The organism is Hungatella sp. L36 (assembly GCF_014288035.1).
Genome location: NZ_JACOPC010000018.1, coordinates 49,787 through 68,450, shown reverse-complemented (window position 1 = coordinate 68,450; position 18,664 = coordinate 49,787). Strand labels below are relative to the sequence as shown.

Sequence of the window (18,664 nt, the reverse complement as noted above, 5' to 3'; positions counted from 1 at the left end):
AGTAAAATTATTACAATTATGGTAAAATAAAGCAACCATAGGATGTCCCGGATCCCTATAAAACAGACCGGGACAAAAAAGACAGCATGGCAGAAAGGCAGGAAACCGGACTGTGAAGGAAAATAAATACGATGATGAGTCGTTTTTTAAGAAGTACAGCGAGATGGACCGCTCGAAGCAGGGCTTAAAAGGGGCCGGTGAGTGGTCTGAGTTACAGAAAGTTCTCCCTGAATTTAACGGCAGACGGGTCCTGGATCTGGGCTGTGGATATGGCTGGCACTGTCTGTATGCCGCTCAGAATGGAGCGCAATACGTCCTGGGAACAGACATTTCCGAGAAGATGCTGGCCGCCGCGAAGCAGAAAAACAGCCATGAGGCGGTTGAATACCGCTGCAGTGCCATGGAGGACCTGGATTTTCCGGCCGGATCCTTTGACGTCGTGATCAGCTCACTGGCGTTTCATTACGTCAGAGACTTCGAGACGCTTGTCCGAAAGATAGGCAGCTGGCTGGCTCCGGAGGGAGCATTCGTATTTTCCGTGGAGCACCCGGTGTTCACCTCGCGCGGGGATCAGGACTGGTGCTATGATGAAGAGGGCAGGATACTTCATTTCCCGGTGGACCGCTACTATTATGAAGGTGAGCGGGATGCAGTATTCCTTGGCGAACACGTGACCAAATACCACCGGACACTGACCACATATTTGAATACACTGCTGGTCAACGGATTCGCGTTTAAGAATATTATCGAACCGCAGCCGCCGGAAAAGATGATGGACATTCCGGGGATGAAGGACGAGATGAGGCGGCCGATGATGCTGATTATAGCAGCGCAGAAAAAGTAAAAACAGCCTGTAAACTGTAAAAATCTCTGCTTAAGTGGCAGACATTTTTCTTGACAGTCTGTATTGTATCTATTATAGTACAATGTATTGAAGAACGCGGGAAGGAAGAATTCCACAGAAAACATTATAAATAGAAAACATCATTGAGAACACCACACAGTATAATCATAAAGAAATCATATAAGGAAACCGTACACAGGAAGAAGGGGAAACAATGACTTCAGAGGATGAACTTTTTGCCGAGTTTGGCGCAGATGCCGGCATGTTTTACAGCGCTCTGGTCAGAAGCACGGATAATTATATTTATATTATTAACATGAAGACTGATGTCGCATTGGTATCCCCGAATATGCAGAAAGATTTCGAGCTGGAAGGAAGACTGGTGCCGGGACTCGTTTCCGTATGGGGGAATCTGATCAACCCTAAAGACTTCAAGCGGTATTCCAGATCGATCGAGGCGATGCTGAACGGTGAGACCGATGTGCACGACGTGGAATACCAGGTGCTTAACCGAAAGGGAGAGTATGTCTGGGTATGCTGCCGCGGGGTACTGAAGAGAAATGATGAGGGCGAGCCTGTTATTTTTGCCGGAGTGGTCACGGATCTCGGCAGCAAGGGCAAGATTGACTATACGACAGGGCTGTTTACCAACCGGGAGTGTGAGAAGGAAGTCGGCCGGATTTTTGAAAATGAGGAAAACGAAGAAGGCGGTATCCTGCTCCTGGGACTGGACGATTTCGTGAGAATCAATGATTTAAACAGCCACATCTTTGGTGACGCCGTGCTGCGCCAGTTTGCGCAGAGCGTTCAGCAGCTTCTGCCCTCCGAGGCAGCCATGTACCGCTTTGACGGCGATGAGTTCGCCATCGTTTATCCCGGCGCGGGCGAAGAGGAACTGCGGGCGCTGTACCAGAAGATACACGCATACTGCAACCGGCCCCATAAGATCGACGACAGTTCGTATTTTCTTACGGTGTCCGTCGGCGTAGCCATAATGGGAAAAGACGGCAGCGGCTATCAGGAGCTTCTGACCTGCGCATTAAGCGCTCTCGAGGTGTCCAAACAGAATGGAAAGAATACGGTCACGTTCTTTTCCCAGGATATGATGCACACCAGAAGACGCGCGCTGGAGCTTTCCAGCCGTCTTCAGCTCAGTGTGATGAACGGGATGGAATCGTTTCACCTTGTCTATCAGCCGTTTGTGCATTCGGAGACGCTGCGGGTCTCTGGTGCCGAGGCACTGCTTCGGTGGTCCTGCGAGTCTTACGGAGTGGTTTCGCCGGTTGAATTCATACCGCTTCTGGAAGCCTGCGGCCTGATTGTTCCGGTCGGAAAATGGGTTCTGGAGGAGGCGGTGCGAACCTGCAAAAAGTGGCTCCGCTATCAGCCTGATTTTATTATGAATGTAAATATTTCCTATCTGCAGATGCTCGACGAGTCGTTTATCGATTTCGTGAGACAGATTCTGAATCAATATGATCTTCCGCCCGCCCACATCGTGCTGGAACTGACGGAGAGCTGTTTCGTCACGGATATGGAGGCGTTAAAAGAAGCCTTTAAGCTTCTGCGGAATTTGAATATACAGATTGCCATGGACGATTTCGGAACCGGATACTCTTCTCTGGGCATGCTGTCCCAGTCACCGGCTGATATCGTGAAGATCGACCGCCTGTTTATCACCGCCATCGGGGATGAAGAGAATGAATTTAACCGGTCATTTATCGGTTCGGTCATCCAGCTCTGCCACAGAGTGGGGATTTCCGTATGTGTGGAAGGCGTGGAACGGAAGAATGAGCTGGACACGGTCTGTTCCCTGGAGGCCGACTGCATTCAGGGATATTACATATCAAAACCTTTGCTTCAGGAGGACTTTGAAAAGAAATTCTGGGATGTGTGATTTATTTAACAAAATCAACGAGAATTCTCCCAGCCTCTATAGGTGGGAGATGAATCGCAAAAACAAACTCAGCGGCAGTGGCGGGCAGATTTCCCCCACTGACATGAGGTCAAAACAATCCGGCAACCGGATAAAATGGCAGCATAGCTACTATGCCAATCTGGGTTTTGTATTCTGAACTCAGAATGTGGATTGAAATAACGAACGGTAAGAAAGAGGGGGCCGCTGGCAGGTCTCTTCTTTTTTTATCGGTACAATAAAAACTTATTTTACGAAAATAATGGTAAATTTGGTAAAAACTTTAGAAAATTATAAGAATTTATTGTTGTAAAAGATTATGAGATGCCATTATAATGGGGGAGAATGGAGCGAGATATTAATCAGGAGGAAAGAGACGTATGAAAGACGAATTCAACCACGTGGAAATAGACGGTAAAGAGGCGGACGATATCCAGGTAAAGATGGATGATGTCGTGGCCGATGCTGAGGCCTTTGCAGCGGAAGAGAAAACCGTTCAGCCGGAGCGCAGCCGGAGGGGCGGGGCGAAGCCTGTACCGGTGATGGAAGATCCGATGAGCGACGAGGATTTTAATGAAGAACTGAAAGAGCTCATGGAAGAAGACACTTCCGGCAAGAAGAAAAAAAAGAAGAAGAAAAACGGAGAAAGAGGACGCCGTAAAAAATGGAGCGGCAAGAAAAAAGTCCTCGTTGGCGTCGCCATCGCGGTGGTGGTTATTTTCGGAGCCTCCAAGGTGATGGGCGGTGGCAAGGCGCCCCAGATGATGGCATCCACATTCCCTCTGACCAGGGGCGAAGTGGTGGAGATGCTTTCCGTCAGCGGTCCTGTCGAGGGAACGGACAGTGTGGAGGTGGTATCCAATTTACACGCAGAGATTCTGGAGATCCCGGTAAAAGAGGGAGATCGTGTGGAAAAGGATCAGCTGCTCGCCACTCTGGATGAGAAGGATGCGAAAAAAGAGGTTGATATCGCTCAGAATGCTTATGACCTTGCAGTTACTACATATAATGAGAAACAGATCGAGGCTGAGAACGGCTATGCCAAGGCAAAGCAGGATTACGATGCCGCCAAGGCCAATTACGACAGAACAAATGTGCTGTTCCAGTCAGGAAGCGCCTCACAGCTGGAGCTGGAGACCGCTTCCGACGCACTGAACAACGCACAGCGCGATTTAAAGACATTTACATTAAAAGACGGCAGACCGGTGGCCAATGAATCGTATTCCCTTCAGATTGAGAACGCAGCTTTCGAACTGGACCAGAAGAAGGAACTGCTGGAAAATACGCGTGTGACCAGCCCGATCGCCGGTACGGTGGTCCGGGTCAACTGTAAGGTAGGCCGTTTTGCGGATAAGACCGATGACGACAAGCCGATGTTCATTATCGAGAATCTGGACGTTCTGGAGATGAAGATCAATGTCAGCGAGTATTCCATCGGCAAAGTCCAGATCGGCCAGCCGGTAGAGATCAGCGCAGATATCTTAAACGGCGAGGCTGTGAAGGGCGAGGTGACAGCCATTTCCCCGACCGGTGAGGAAAAAGGAAACGGTTCCACGGAGCGTGTGATCCCGACGACGGTCCGCATTATTGACCAGAATACACGGTTGATTGCAGGCATTACAGCGAAGGCAAAGATCGAACTGCAGAAGGCAGAGGATGCGTGGGTCGTTCCGGTTTCCGCTCTGCTTCAGCAGCCGGATGGCAGCACCGCAATTGTAACGATAGAAGACAACATCGCCCATATGATCCCTGTGACCACTGGAGTTGAGAGTGATATTCAGGTGGAAGTGATCCCGGCGGAAGAAGGGAAACTGACCGAGGGAATGCAGATCGTTGAGACACCGGCGGCAAATCTTACAGACGGCATGACCGTTGTAGCTGTTCCGGCCGCACAGTAAAGGAGGAAGCAATATGTGGAAAAGGGAAAAAAGGCTTCCTTCCTACATGACCGAGAATGTATCGGATGACCTGATCCGGCTGGTGGATATGGTGAAGATATACGACACCGGTTCCATCAAGGTTCTGGGCCTGAAACGAATCAATCTGACCATTAAGCGGGGAGAATTTGTGGCGATCATGGGACAGTCCGGATCCGGAAAATCCACCCTGATGAACATTCTGGGGTGTCTGGACCGCCCGACCATGGGCCATTACTACCTGGATGGAATCGATACGGCCGACATGAGTCCCGACGCGCTGTCTGCGATCCGGAACAGAAAGATCGGCTTCGTATTTCAGTCCTTTAACCTGATTTCGAGAACATCGGCACTGAAGAACGTAGAACTGCCCATGACGTATGCCCATAAATCCAAGAAAATGCGGGAACAGCGCGCGCTGGAGCTTCTGGAGCGCGTGGGCCTGGGAGAGCGGTATGAACACATGCCGAACGAACTCTCCGGCGGACAGCGGCAGAGAGTCGCCATCGCCAGGGCACTGGCCAATGAACCGCCGCTGATTCTGGCAGATGAGCCGACCGGTAACTTAGACACTGCGTCTTCCGTGGAGATCATGGAGCTGTTTTCCAAGCTGCACAAGGAAGGCGCCACGGTCGTTGTGGTTACCCATGAGGAAGACATCGCCGCATTCACGGAGCGGATTATCCGGTTCCGGGATGGCCAGGTGGTGAGCGATAAGAGAAATGTTCCGAAGGAGCTTACGGAAGAGGAAGCAGTTAAAGTGAAGAAAGAAGGGACGCCATGCTGCTAGAAAATATGACCATGGCGCTCCACGCCATCCGGTCTAACAAGATGCGCTCTTTCCTTACCATGCTGGGAATCATCATCGGTATCGCGTCGGTGATCGCCATCGTTTCCGTCGGTGACAGCATGCGGTCCCTCTACGCGGATGCCTATAAAAACATAGGTGTGAACCGGGCGATCGTGATGGTATCCTGGCGTGTCGATGATTTTCGAATGAGCGATTACTTCACCCTGGACGAACTGGACCGGGCGAAGGAAGTGTTTCATGACAAGATCTCTTATATGGACAGCGACGCCTATGCCAGTACCGAGGCAGTTTATGGAAGAAACAAGGTAAAATACGAGTTCCAGGGGATTGATTACAATTATACAAAGGTGCAGCCCACGAACATTATTTACGGCCGTGAATTGAGCGAGGCCGATGTAAGAGGGCGCAGGAATAATGTCGTACTGGAAGACAAGGGTGCAGAGCAGCTGTTCGGGACAGCCAACTGTGTCGGCAAAACGTTCCGCATGACAATCAATAAAACCACCGAGGAATATACGGTGGTAGGTGTCTACCGCAAGGATTTGTCGCCTCTGGAGGCGATGATGATGGGGAACGGCCAGACGCAGTCGGGCTTTATGCCTTATACGATTCTCACCCGTCCCAGCGATTATTTTCAGGATTTGAACTTCTATGTGAAGGACGGCGTGGACATGAAGACATTTCTGCCTGAGATTGCCCGCTACGTTGCAAAGATAAAAGGAAGGCCGGTAACGGATATCATGACCCAGTCTGTCGTGGAACAGATGGGAAGTGTGGACAGCGTGCTCGGCGGAATGTCTGCCGCGGTAGGCGGCATTGCAGCGATTTCCCTGCTGGTAGGCGGTATCGGTATCATGAATATCATGATGGTATCCGTGACGGAGCGTACCCGGGAGATCGGAATCAGGAAGGCTCTGGGGGCCCGTACCGGCGATATCATGATGCAGTTTTTGACAGAGTCGGCGCTCATGTCGGCCTGCGGAGGCGTGATCGGAATTCTGCTGGGAGTGGGGATTGTCATGATCGGCGGAAGCGCCATGGGGATGGTCCCTGTTGTGAAGGTGTCCGTAATCATTGTGGCGGTCGGATTTTCCGCCCTGGTTGGAATCTTCTTTGGCCTGTATCCGGCATCCAAGGCGGCAAAGGCCGATCCTATCGATGCGCTGCGCTATGAATAGGGAAGGGAGAGACCATCATGCTGCTTGAAAATATGTTTATGGCACTGCATGCCATCAAAGCGAATAAGATGCGTTCCTTTCTCACCATGCTGGGAATTATCATCGGGATCGGCTCGGTGATTGCGATCGTGTCCATCGGTGATACCATGCGTTCCATGGTGGCCGATTTATATGCCAATGTGGGTATGACGCGGGCGATCATCTATATCTGGCCATCCGACGGCGGAGATATGCGGGACAGCGATTACTTTAATTTAGAGCAAATGGAACGGATTAAAGAAGTATTTCATGACGATATTGAGTATATGGATACCAACGCCTACTACAGCAGTGAAGCGCTGTTTGGCCGGAAAAAAGTGAAATTCCAGTTCCAGGGTATCGATTACAATTATCCTGACGTACAGAAGATCAACATTTTATACGGACGGAATTTAAATGAGGCTGATATCAAGGGGCGCAAAAAGAATGTGGTTCTGGAAGTGCAGGGCGCGCTGGAGCTCTTCGGAACGGAAAATGCTGTTGGCAAGACGCTGCGGACCACGGTCTACGGCGAGACAGACGATTATAATGTAGTCGGAGTCTATAAAAAAGAGATGACACCGTTTGAAACGATGATGATGTCCATGATGCCGGGGCAGACGAAGGAGGGATTTATCCCGTACACGATCCTTTCGTGGCCTAACGATTATCTGTACCAGCTGAACTTTTATGCGAAGGAGGGGACGGATATGAACGAACTGTCCGGGCGTATGGTCCCTTATCTTGCAAGGCTTAAGGACCGGCAGCCGGCGGATGTGACATTTTATTCTGCACTCGACGAGATGAAGGGGAACGACAGCATGATGAGCAGCCTGTCCGCCGCTGTAGGCGGGATAGCGGCCATTTCTCTGCTGGTCGGAGGAATCGGAATCATGAATATCATGCTGGTGTCCGTAACGGAAAGAACCAGAGAAATCGGAATCAGAAAGGCTCTTGGGGCGAAGACGCGGGATGTTATGATACAGTTTTTGACGGAATCCGCGATTCTGTCCGCATTGGGAGGCATTCTCGGCGTGGTGATCGGCGCGGGGCTGGTCATGGGCGGCGGCGCGATGTTCGGGATTTCCGTGGTAGTGAAGCCCCAGGTCGTTGTCGTGGCGGTTGGATTTTCCGCTCTGGTCGGCCTGTTCTTTGGCCTGTATCCGGCGTCAAAGGCGGCGAAAAAAGACCCGATCGACGCGCTGCGGTACGAATAAAAGATTTCGGAATCATGAAGAAATATGTGTATGTGGCCGGGGATTTTCCTGTATTTTACAGGGGTATCCCCGGTTTTGAACTTTACAAAATTATAAAAATCTCCAGATGGGTCTCGCCAAGTAAAAAGTTCTATGCTATAATAAGATGATATGTTATGGTGTATTGAGGAGAGCCTATGCTGAGTGAAGAAAAAATCAAAATCATGACGAACCTCGCCATGTTCGAGAAAAAAGAGGGGAACAGGATATTTCCCGTAAACCGGTATTTTAAAAGTGATTATATCAGCAGCAAACTGCTGCGTTCCTTTTTCAGTTATACCCTGAGTTTCCTTTTGGGCATTGTCTTGTGGGTGCTCTGCGATATTGAGAAGTGGCTGAATGTCATGTGGATCGAGAGCCTCATTGAACTGGGAATGAAGGTGGGAGCGATCTATCTGGCCGGACTGGTGGTCTACCTCATCATAAGCCTGTGCATTTATGCGAGGCGATACGATTACGCAAGCCGCGGGATGAAGGTCTATATGGCAAAACTGAAAAGGCTGGACAAACGGTATGAAGGTAATTCCAGACCCGGAACGCGGACTAAAGGAGGACGGACCCAATGATGAGTCTTCTTGTTTTCAAGGAACGATTAAAGGAATTTTATGCAAAGTTTGACATTTATATCACGCCGGTAATCAAGTTTGTATACAGTTACCTTGCGTTCTGGCTGATGAACCGGAATATCGGTTTCATGGCAAAACTCACGAATCCGCTCGTTCCTCTGGTGCTGGCGCTGGCGTGCTCGTTTCTGCCATACAGCGCGATCAGCTTTCTGGCTGCGGCGTTTATGCTGGCCCACTTATGGGCGGTATCCTTTGAGGTTACACTGGTTATGGCGGTGTTTGTCCTGGTGGTTGCACTTTTATACTACGGTTTCCATCCCGGTGACAGCTGCCTTCTGATCCTCACACCGATCTTTTTCGTACTGAAGATTCCGTACGCGATTCCACTGATTGTCGGCCTTTCAGGCGGCATGATTTCCGTGATTCCGGTGGGCTGCGGCATTTTTATCTATTATACGCTTCTGTATGTCAAACAGAACGCGGGGGTTCTGACCAATGAGATATCAGCCGATATGATGCAGCGCTTTTCCCAGATCGTGAAGAGCCTCTTCGGCAATAAGCTGATGTTAGTGCTGATTGCGGCTTTTGCGGCTGCGATCATTGTAGTGTTCATTCTTAAGAATATGTCTTTCGACTACTCCTGGATCATCGCTATTGTGGCGGGAACCATCGCCCAGCTGGTGGTGATTTTTATCGGAGATATTACCATGGATGTATCAGTTCCGGTAAGTGAGCTCATTATAGGAGTGGTGGTTTCTTTAATCCTGTCGGGGATTTATACGTTTTTCGTCTTCGCAGTGGATTATTCGCGGACCGAATACGTTCAGTTTGAGGATGACGATTATTATTATTACGTGAAGGCGGTGCCGAAGATGACGGTGAGCACGCCCGACGTAAAGGTTCAAAAAATAAATGCCAGAAAACTCCAGAGACCACAGCGTTAGGCGAAACTGGAAAAAGGGAGGTGGACTTTCGTGGCAGATATTATAGATGGATTATATTCCTGGGTTTCCTTCTTACCAAGGATAACCAAGACGAATCTCGTTGAGATTATTATCATAGCGATACTGCTTTATGAGCTGCTTGTCTGGATTATGAATACGAGAGCCTGGACTCTCTTAAAAGGAATTCTGTTAATACTGTTTTTCTATGTGCTGACCTATATCTTCCGTCTTGATAATATCAAGTGGATTTTAAATACGATAGCGACGCCGGCAGTGACGATGGCGATCGTGATCTTCCAGCCGGAGCTTCGAAAGGCGCTGGAACAGCTGGGAAGCAGAAACCCGCTTACAGGAATTCTTACCTTTGATGACGGAAAGGACAATTCCGCATTTACCGACCGGACGATCAACGAGCTGGTGAAAGCTACTTTCGAGATGGCCAAGGTAAAGACGGGAGCGCTCATGGTGATTGAGCGCGGCGACTCCTTAAAGGAGATCGAACGAACCGGCATTGAAATAAACGGTCTGGTGTCAAGCCAGCTTCTGATTAATATATTCGAACACAACACACCACTCCACGATGGGGCGGTGGTCATACACGGTAACCGGGTGGCGGCTGCGACATGCTACTTACCGCTGTCCGACAACATGTCTATCAGCAAGGAACTGGGAACGAGGCACCGTGCCGCGGTCGGCGTCAGCGAGGTAACAGACAGTCTGACCATCGTGGTGTCTGAGGAGACGGGGCGTGTCTCTGTCGCTTCGGAAGGCGGCTTAAAGCGCGCGGTTGACGCGGATGCGCTGCGGGAACTGCTTATGGATATCAAACACGTGGAAGGAGAAGGCAGCAGATTTAAGATATTGAAGGGAAGGCGGAAAAATGAAGGAAAAGTTGCTAAATAATCTCGGCCTGAAAGTCGTTTCTCTCGTTCTTGCCTTTGTTATCTGGATGGCGATTGTTAATATTTCCAATCCCGTTGTTTCCGGACAGCCGTTTACAATTCCGGTGGATGTCCGTAATGAGGAGATCCTGGATAATGCCAATCTGACGTATGAAATTATCGGCAAGGACAGCGTTACGGTGAGTTACCAGGTAAACACGAGAAACAGCTCGCTGTTTCGGGAATCCGATTTCAGCGCGTATATTGATTTAAAGGACTATAACGATGTGACAGGCGCGGTGCCGGTCACCATAGAGGTCAACAAAAACAAGGTATCCCTGATCAGAAACGGGGAAGTGACGGCGAAGCCAATGGTTCTCCATGTGAAAACGGAAGCCATGCAGAATAAGAAGTTCGACTTAAAGGTGAATTACGTAGGAGAGGTGGAAGACGGTTACGCGTCAGGAATTACTACTCTGTCCTCCGATTACGTGGTGGCGCGCGCGCCGGAATCCGTGATTGGCAAGATTGCGTCGATCGGCATTGAGATTAACCGGGAAGGTGCCAATGCGGACTTAGACGGCTACGTAACGCCCAAATGCTATGACGCGAACGATAAAGAACTGACGGATCTCGGAGACGAACTGACGATTACTCCGGAAAGCATCCATTATAACATGGCGATCCTGAAGGCCAAGGAACTGACACTGAATTTCGAAGTGAAGGGAACCGTGGCCCCCGGCTACCGGTTCACAGGAGTGGAGAGCGACTTGAAATCCGTTCCCGTGGTTGCGACGAAGTCAGTGCTGGCGTCTGTCAATGCGCTATCTGTTGTCGATGACAAGCTTACCATCGACGGAGCGACTACAGACAAGGTGATCCATCTTGATCTGAACGATTATCTGCCTCCGAGCACGACGATCGCACCGAATGCCCAGAGCCAGGTGACGGTTACCTTAAAGGTAGAACCACTGACGACAAAGTCCTACACTCTTAAGCTGGCCGATTTAGCCAGCAGTGGTTCAGACCCTGATTATGAGTATACCTTCAGCAAGGACAGCGTAGATGTGACGGTCAGGGGGCTGAAGGAGGAGTTGGATACACTGGATATCAGGGATATGAATGCCGCGCTCGATATGACCGGCCTGGAGCCTGGAACCCATGCAGGTAAGCTTACCTTCGAGGTGGGAGAAGGGTTTGAAGTGGTGAATTATTCTGACTTTGAAGTGACGGTTGTCTCTGATAACGAGGATGAGAGTGAAGGCCCTGGACAGACGACAGCTGACCAGGAGACGGATGAAGCAGCAACCGCCGGTACTTCAAAAAAAGCAGCAGAATAAGAATCAGTAACGATGTGTGGAGGGATAGAATATGGTCAGTGCTAAAGTTGTCATAAAGAATCCTACCGGCCTGCATTTACGGCCGGCGGGGATTCTTTGTAAGGAAGCTATGAACTTCAAGTCTTCGGTGAATTTTCGTTTTAAGAATACCACCGCCAATGCAAAGAGCGTGCTCAGTGTATTGGGCGCCTGCGTAAAAAGCGGCGATGAGATTGAATTCGTCTGTGAGGGAGTGGACGAAAAAGAGGCTCTGGCTGCCATGGTTCAGGCTGTCGAAGACGGACTGGGCGAATAAATCTATTTTATAATTAATAAGGAGGTCTTGTTATGATGAAAGGAACAAGCGCATCTGCAGGTATCGGCATTGGGAAAGCCGCTATCGTGGAAGAGACAGAACTGGTGATTAAGAAGGAGACGATCTCCGATGCAGCAGCTGAGAAGGAACGTTTTCATGCGGCCCTAAATCAGGCGATGGAGGAGACGGATGCTCTGGCTAAGGATCTGGCTACGAGAGTGGGAGAGAAGGAGGCCGAGATTTTAAACGGCCATTTAATGCTTCTTTCTGATCCGATGCTGACAGGCGAGATTGAGAACACGATCGCAGGGGAGAATGCGTGCAGTGAATATGCGATCGAGAATGTCTGCAACATGTATGCCGATATGTTCGCGTCCATGGGAGACGAGCTGATGCAGCAGAGAGCAACCGATATGCGTGATATCAAGACACGTATGCAGAAGATATTACTCGGGGTCAGTTCCGTGGATATCGCCTCACTGCCGGCTGGCAGCATCATCGTTGCAAAGGATTTAACCCCATCCATGACGGCCGGTATCAATCCGGACAATGTATGTGGTATCGTAACGGAATTAGGCGGAAAGACCTCTCACAGCGCGATTCTGGCAAGAGCCCTGGAGATCCCGGCGGTAGTTGCGGTAGAGGGTTTTTTAAAAAATGTAAAAGACGGAGATACTGTGGTTCTGGACGGATCGGAAGGAATCGTATTCGTGAATCCGGAGGAAACGGTCACTGCGGAATATGAGACAAAGAGAACCGCTTATTTAAAAGAAAAGAAGGAACTGGACCAGTACATCGGCAAGCCAACTGTAACGAAGGATGGCGTGACCATCGAACTGGTGGCCAACATCGGCAAACCCGAAGATGTGGACAAGGTTCTTCAGTACGACGCGGAAGGCATTGGCCTGTTCCGTACAGAATTCCTGTTTATGGACCGGAATTCCATGCCGACTGAGGACGAGCAGTTCGAGGCGTATCAGAAGGTAGCCATTGCCATGAACGGCAAGCCTGTGATTATCCGTACACTGGATATCGGCGGCGACAAAGAGATTCCATATATGGGATTAAAGAAAGATGAAAATCCATTTCTGGGCTACCGGGCCATCCGATTCTGCCTGGACCGCAGGGAAGATGTATACGGACCGCAGCTTCGTGCGCTTCTGCGCGCTAGTGCGTTCGGCAATATTAAGATCATGGTTCCGATGGTAACATGCCTGGAGGAATTCCGGGAAGCGAAGGCGATGATCGAAGAAGTGAAGGCAGAGCTTGATTTAAAGGGAATCGCCTATAAGAGAGATATCCAGGTGGGTATCATGGTGGAGACCGCAGCCGCGTCCTTAATGGCCGATGCGTTCGCGAAGGAAGTGGATTTCTTCAGCATTGGAACAAATGACTTAACACAGTACACCATGTCGGTAGACAGAGGAAATGACAAGGTATCCTACCTTTACTCCCCGTTAAACCCGGCCGTACTCCGCAGCATCCGCCACATCATCCAGTGCGGCCGCAAGGAGGGCATCATGGTAGGCATGTGCGGCGAAGCGGCCAGCGATCCGCTGATGATTCCGCTGCTGCTGGCATTTGGCTTAAATGAGTTCAGTATGAGCGCTTCCGCAGTCTTAAACGCAAGAAAGCTGATCACAGGCTACAGTATCGCAGAACTGCAGTCCATCGCCGATCAAGCCATGTCATTCGTGACAGCGGGCGAAGTTGAGGCATACATGCGCGAACTGCAGTGAGCAGTGCGAAAAAGAGCGAAGGAAAATATGCGTTGTGCCTGCACATAAGCAGATTTTTCTTTGATCTTTTTCATAGGGCGAATGCCCGCGACCGAGACGAAGCGGAGCGGAGTCGAGGTGCACTGCGGAGTTGAACGAAGCGTTCACAGTCTGCAATGCAGGGTCGAGCTGAATTTACGAATTATAAAATCCTGAAAGGAAGGCAGCTGTCGCATTGGCGGCTGCCTTCCTGTGATGAAGGAGACAAACTAATATGGGTGTATATCTGATTTGTTACGCAGCCAGTTATCTGTTTGCGAGGGCGGGGTATTACTGGCTTTCGGGCCTTGTTCTCATCCTGGCGGCTGTCTGGCTGTACTGGTACGATTATAAGAGGACGGAGAATATCATTCATCTTCGCGGGCTTTTCTCCCTGTTCTGGGTTGGAGGACAGGGGATTGCGTGTCTGAAGCTGTCTGAGCTGTCGTCGGACTGGAATATAGTCACATGGCTCTGTTTCCTGGTGGCGCTTTTAGGCTTTTGGGTGATGTATGAGTTTCTGATGAGGGCTCAGGGAGAGTCGGGAGGCCAGCGTTCCAGATGGTTTAATTTTCAGGGCTATGAGAGGCCGCTGTTCTGGTCCATGGTCATCGTTACCGCGGTGTCCTTGGGTGCGTTTCTGGCAGAGGCCCTGATCCTGGGATTCATTCCGTTTTTCGTACGGGGCGTGCCGCATGCGTATTCGACCTTCCATATCACGGGAGTTCACTATTTTACGGTTTCATGCGTCCTGGTGCCGGCGCTGTCCGTGCTCTATTTCTGTATCGAACAGGGGCGGAACGGCGTGCGTATGGTGCTGGTGATCCTCATGGATCTGATCGCCTGTGCGATTCCGGTCCTCTGCGTGTCCCGTTTCCAGCTGATTCTGGCTGTAGGGCTGGCAGTGCTCACGTATATTGCCATGGATAACCGGCTGAAGATTTCTTACGCCATAGGCCTTGTGCTGGGAATGATCCCCATCTATGTGCTGCTGACCTTTGCGAGAGGCCATGACGTTTCGTATTTAAATGGAATCTTCCAGATGAAGAACAGCGAGATGCCGATCTTTGTCACACAGCCTTACATGTATATTGCCAATAACTACGATAACTTTAACTGTATGGTGGAATGGCTTCCATCCCATACCTTCGGCCTTCGGATGCTGTTCCCACTGTGGGCGCTGACCGGACTCAAGTTCCTGGTTCCCTCCCTGGTGGATTTTCCGATCTATGTGACGAAGGAGGAGCTGACGACGGTCACGCTGTTTTACGATTCCTTCTATGATTTTGGAATCATCGGCGTCGTTCTGTTTGCCTGTATTCTGGGCGCGGTCGCATTTCTGCTGGTTCGGATGATGAAGCGGATACGCAATCCGGTGGGCTATCTGTTTTATGCCCAGTTTGCGATGTATCTGGTGCTGTCCTTCTTCACCACATGGTTCAGCAATCCGGCCACCTGGTTTTATTTGATTATTACAGGCCTGCTGTGGGGCTTCTGCTCCTGGCGTAATGACGGAAGACACGGGTAATCCTGAGAGGCGGGATAACCCCGTGTCTTTCGCCTGTTCTCCGGCACTAAGTGCCTTCGAACAATTTTGTATTGCAGATATTTACAGAAAGAGGAGTAAGCAATGGAAAAAGAAGATATCAGAGTAACACACGTCATCATACATATTCTGGATTCCACCGTGGGGACGGCGGTGATGTCGGGGGGCCTTTTGGAGCACGGTTCCGATTTTTCCGATTTTGTGAGAAGCCATATTTACCGGGTCATGACCAGCGACGAGGGAAAATCCTGTCAGTTTGACGGGGATTCCCCGGTTTACCAGATGGTCTCGGAGATGGATGAGGACACGTTTATCCAGAAGTCTCAGGAGATCGCCCAGAAGCTGTTTGACATCATGTATTCCAACATCGAGATTCCGTCCGCGGATTTGATGGTGGTGCGGTACGACGCGGGACAGCAGTGCGGAATCGCCCTGCTTAAGATGAACTATAAGTCCTCCTATACTCATATGACGAACTATACGGAAAATGGAAACTGCAACGACATTATCCGGCAGAACGCCATTCTTCCTGCGGAAAATCAGAAGCTGGCAGAGGCGTGTCTGATCGACTTAAATGATTACTCTCTGCGTGTGATGGAAAAAAAGTATGAGGTCAACGGGGTGAAGACCAATTACTTCTCCCAGATGTTTTTGCAGTGCCACGGCAGCATGTCTCCGAAAACGGAGCTCTCGATCGTAACCAAGGCAGTAGAACAGGTGCAGAAGGGATATTATGATGAGTCTGAGCAGTGGGAAGCCCACATGGAGGCGAAGAGCATCTTAAGCCAGGAGCTGGCGGAGCAGGGCAGCATCGACATTCCCACCGTAGCGGAAAAGATTTTCCACGAAAAACCGGAACTGAAGGAAGAATTTACGGAAAAGATGGAAAAATACAATCTTTCGGAAAAACAGGTGACACCTCAGAATCCATCCACCACCAAAAAATTCGAAAAACAGTATCTGACCACGGACACCGGTATCGAGATTAAGATTCCCATGGAGGAATATCAGAACAGAAACTCAGTGGAATTTATTACGAACGCGGATGGGAGCATATCCGTGCTGATTAAAAACATAGGGAGCATTACCAGCAGGTAATGCTCCCTATGTTTTTTGTTGTCATTTATGTATTTATTCTTTATGAATCCATATCTTCGTCCGATCCCTTACCCGATTTGCGATCTTCCTTATCCGATCCCTGATCCGGCAATTCCCCGGTCTTCTGTGCGGCGGCTCTCTTTGCCTTTTCTTCCGCATAGATCCTGTCGATCTTCCGGTTATGGCGCCGGACGATGGAAATAACAATAGCCGCGAGTAGGGCTAACGGAATCCAGAAAGGACATGTGGTGATGAAGAGGATCAGTAAATTGGTCAGGGCTGTGACGATGGACTCGAAATTCTTTGCGAGCCCGTTTTTAATTCGTGCTCCGGTCGTCTCCGGTGTGACAGGCGTGTAGGCCGTCACTTCTGAAATGCTTAAATAGACGGTGCTGTAATCCACCTGATTGTCGTAGAGGCGAAGCTGGGATTCCATGGATTCCAGCTGGTAGCGGATATCAGAGAGCCGCTGTTCCAGCGTGATGACCGTATCGATGGACTCGGCCTTCTCCAAAAACTGCCAGATGCGTTCCTGCTCGATCTCCAGTGACTTTTTCCGGCTTTCCACGTCGCTGTACTGGAGTGTTACGTCCTGCGTGGACTCTGATTTGTTGGTGACGTTCCCGCTGTCACTGACTGCGCCCACGAAACGGTCCAGTTTATCGTTGGGGATGCGTGCGGTGATGTTGCCGTACCGGGGAACGGGCTCTCCGCGATAGTTCAAGCTGGTGCCGGAGATATCGGACTGTTCAATGTACCCCCCTGCTTCAGACAGTTTGGCATTGATGCCGGAGATCATCTTGTCGAATTCTTCCGTCTCCACCTGCATCGTGATGTTGCGGATCAGTTTGCGCCCTTCTGGCAGGAGCGGAGTACCTGACGTATCCATCTCCAGTTCGCCGCCGGAACCGCTTTCGGATTTCTGAGATGCAGAGTCATAGGTCATGGAGGTGTTTGACACGGTTTCGGCGGCTGCCTCGGTATAAGCCGCCGTTGTTTCTGCTACCATTGAAGATTTGCTGCCCGAGCCGCATGCGGTGATTCCGACCACAGCGGCAAAGAGCGGAATCATAAGTGAAACCACTTTTTTCATAATAATTCTCCTCCCTGAGAATGGATTAAATTTGGTTTCAGGGCGTACAGATGACAGAAAGCAATTTTCTACTACGCCCTAGTAAGAGAATACCATGGCAGAAAATGGATTGCAACGAAAGTAATAAAGGATTAAGAAAATATTAGATGTTTGGAAACAATATTAAGATAAAATGAAAAACAAATCTGCAAAGACGAAATAAAAGAGAAAGAATGCATACTTGACAGTCTATATAAAAGGCGGTACCATAGACTTATAGAAAAAGGAATCGCGCTGGGATTATCGGAAGGTTCCGGTGCGGGGAAGGGAGAAATAATATGGGGAAGAAGTGGATGACCGCTGTTGTTGCCGCGGCGCTCAGTGTGGTAATGGCATCATCGGCATTTGCCGGAACCTGGGAGAATCAGGAGGGAAGATGGAAGTATCACAACGATGACGGCAGCTATGCGGCAGCCCAGTGGGTAGAGGACCAGGGAACCTGGTATTACGTGGAGCAGGACGGCTTTATGAAGACCGGCTGGTTCCAGGCTGGCGCCGGAGTATGGTACTATTTTGATGAGAATACGGGGGCCATGGTTTCTGGCACAACCCGGAATATCGGGGGAACCGATTATACGTTTGACGGTTCCGGAGCGTGGGTACAGCCGCAGGTACGGCTGAATGACGGCTGGAACGGGACGACCTACGTGAACCGGCTGGTTGGATACCAGATTACACTGCCGGATTCCTATCAGGCTGTTTCGGGGAATACCGTCTCTCTGCCGGAGGAGGCACAGTATGACATGGTGGCATCAGCGCCCGACGGCAACAGTATCATCGTCACCGCCATTATCAATATGTCTGAGCTGGACGGGGAAAACTGGTCGGATGAGGAACTGGCCTATTACTTTAAATATATTTATAGAAGCGAAAGCGATGTCATCGGCGCTTCCTTCAACGATCTGGGGTTCGCAAAGATCACGTTAATACAGAGTGAAGAGGGGATTGCCGATGTCTATTTCAAACGCTGCGGCTCCTATGTACTGATGATTGAGACCGTGTTTATTCCATCGAGATGGCAGGAGATTGACGATATTCTCCATACGATGAAGATTCCAAACTGATGGATTCCAAACGGCTGGATTCCAAACGGATGACAGGATAAGAATTACGCACGGGCGAAGCGGTATGCCCTTTTGGCAGGCAGCCTGTTATCCAGGCTGCCTG

At 50.1% G+C, this 18,664-nt stretch carries 16 protein-coding genes; 15 read left to right on the top strand and 1 reads right to left on the bottom strand.

The genetic code is table 11. The annotated features are described in order from the left end of the window. Nucleotides 1–112 precede the first annotated feature (112 nt). The 14 genes from H8S80_RS28755 (at nt 113) to H8S80_RS28690 (ending at nt 16,365) form a co-directional block, all read left to right on the top strand. Nucleotides 113–844, top strand: a complete 732-nt coding sequence (locus H8S80_RS28755; protein ID WP_117633118.1) for a class I SAM-dependent methyltransferase — start codon at nt 113–115, stop codon at nt 842–844. 214 nt (nt 845–1,058) lie between these two features. After that, nucleotides 1,059–2,741 (top strand): bifunctional diguanylate cyclase/phosphodiesterase, encoded by a 1,683-nt coding sequence (locus H8S80_RS28750; RefSeq protein WP_025531570.1) that lies wholly within the window; start codon nt 1,059–1,061, stop codon nt 2,739–2,741. 398 nt (nt 2,742–3,139) lie between these two features. Continuing rightward, nucleotides 3,140–4,657 (top strand): efflux RND transporter periplasmic adaptor subunit, encoded by a 1,518-nt coding sequence (locus H8S80_RS28745; protein WP_002603141.1) that lies wholly within the window; start codon nt 3,140–3,142, stop codon nt 4,655–4,657. Between the two features lie 13 nt (nt 4,658–4,670). Next, on the top strand, nt 4,671–5,465 hold the full coding sequence (locus tag H8S80_RS28740; RefSeq protein ID WP_117633116.1) for an ABC transporter ATP-binding protein: 795 nt from the start codon (nt 4,671–4,673) through the stop codon (nt 5,463–5,465). Next, on the top strand, nt 5,456–6,664 hold the full coding sequence (locus H8S80_RS28735; RefSeq protein ID WP_002603143.1) for an ABC transporter permease: 1,209 nt from the start codon (nt 5,456–5,458) through the stop codon (nt 6,662–6,664). Before H8S80_RS28740 ends, H8S80_RS28735 begins: the two co-directional genes overlap by 10 nt. Before the next feature lie 17 nt (nt 6,665–6,681). After that, on the top strand, nt 6,682–7,899 hold the full coding sequence (locus H8S80_RS28730) for an ABC transporter permease (protein WP_117633115.1): 1,218 nt from the start codon (nt 6,682–6,684) through the stop codon (nt 7,897–7,899). A gap of 176 nt (nt 7,900–8,075) precedes the next feature. Beyond that, nucleotides 8,076–8,504, top strand: coding sequence for a hypothetical protein (locus tag H8S80_RS28725; protein ID WP_117633114.1), 429 nt, complete (start codon nt 8,076–8,078; stop codon nt 8,502–8,504). Then, nucleotides 8,501–9,448, top strand: coding sequence for a hypothetical protein (locus tag H8S80_RS28720; protein ID WP_002603146.1), 948 nt, complete (start codon nt 8,501–8,503; stop codon nt 9,446–9,448). Before H8S80_RS28725 ends, H8S80_RS28720 begins: the two co-directional genes overlap by 4 nt. A 30-nt stretch (nt 9,449–9,478) precedes the next feature. Continuing rightward, nucleotides 9,479–10,351 carry a diadenylate cyclase CdaA gene (gene cdaA, locus H8S80_RS28715; RefSeq protein ID WP_002603147.1) on the top strand — a complete coding sequence of 291 codons (873 nt, stop codon included), beginning with the start codon at nt 9,479–9,481 and terminating at the stop codon, nt 10,349–10,351. Then, a complete protein-coding gene (locus tag H8S80_RS28710; protein WP_187049082.1) occupies nt 10,329–11,669 on the top strand; it encodes a CdaR family protein in 1,341 nt (446 codons plus the stop codon). Before cdaA ends, H8S80_RS28710 begins: the two co-directional genes overlap by 23 nt. 31 nt (nt 11,670–11,700) lie before the next feature. Next, nucleotides 11,701–11,964, top strand: coding sequence for an HPr family phosphocarrier protein (locus H8S80_RS28705; RefSeq protein WP_002603149.1), 264 nt, complete (start codon nt 11,701–11,703; stop codon nt 11,962–11,964). A gap of 32 nt (nt 11,965–11,996) precedes the next feature. Further along, nucleotides 11,997–13,703 carry a phosphoenolpyruvate--protein phosphotransferase gene (ptsP, locus tag H8S80_RS28700; protein ID WP_117633112.1) on the top strand — a complete coding sequence of 569 codons (1,707 nt, stop codon included), beginning with the start codon at nt 11,997–11,999 and terminating at the stop codon, nt 13,701–13,703. 253 nt (nt 13,704–13,956) lie between these two features. Further along, complete coding sequence (locus H8S80_RS28695) at nt 13,957–15,249, top strand: O-antigen polymerase (protein WP_002603151.1); 1,293 nt, start codon at nt 13,957–13,959, stop codon at nt 15,247–15,249. 102 nt (nt 15,250–15,351) lie between these two features. After that, on the top strand, nt 15,352–16,365 hold the full coding sequence (locus tag H8S80_RS28690; RefSeq protein ID WP_110322189.1) for a nucleoid-associated protein: 1,014 nt from the start codon (nt 15,352–15,354) through the stop codon (nt 16,363–16,365). A 40-nt stretch (nt 16,366–16,405) separates the two neighbouring features. Here the strand turns inward: H8S80_RS28690 and H8S80_RS28685 are convergent, their stop codons facing one another. Beyond that, on the bottom strand, nt 16,406–17,458 hold the full coding sequence (locus H8S80_RS28685; protein WP_117633111.1) for a DUF4349 domain-containing protein: 1,053 nt from the start codon (nt 17,456–17,458) through the stop codon (nt 16,406–16,408). A gap of 317 nt (nt 17,459–17,775) precedes the next feature. On the opposite strand from H8S80_RS28685, the gene H8S80_RS28680 reads away from it, so the two are divergent. Then, nucleotides 17,776–18,561: a choline-binding protein gene (locus H8S80_RS28680; protein ID WP_117633110.1), complete on the top strand. Its 786-nt coding sequence runs from the start codon at nt 17,776–17,778 to the stop codon at nt 18,559–18,561. Nucleotides 18,562–18,664 lie beyond the last annotated feature (103 nt).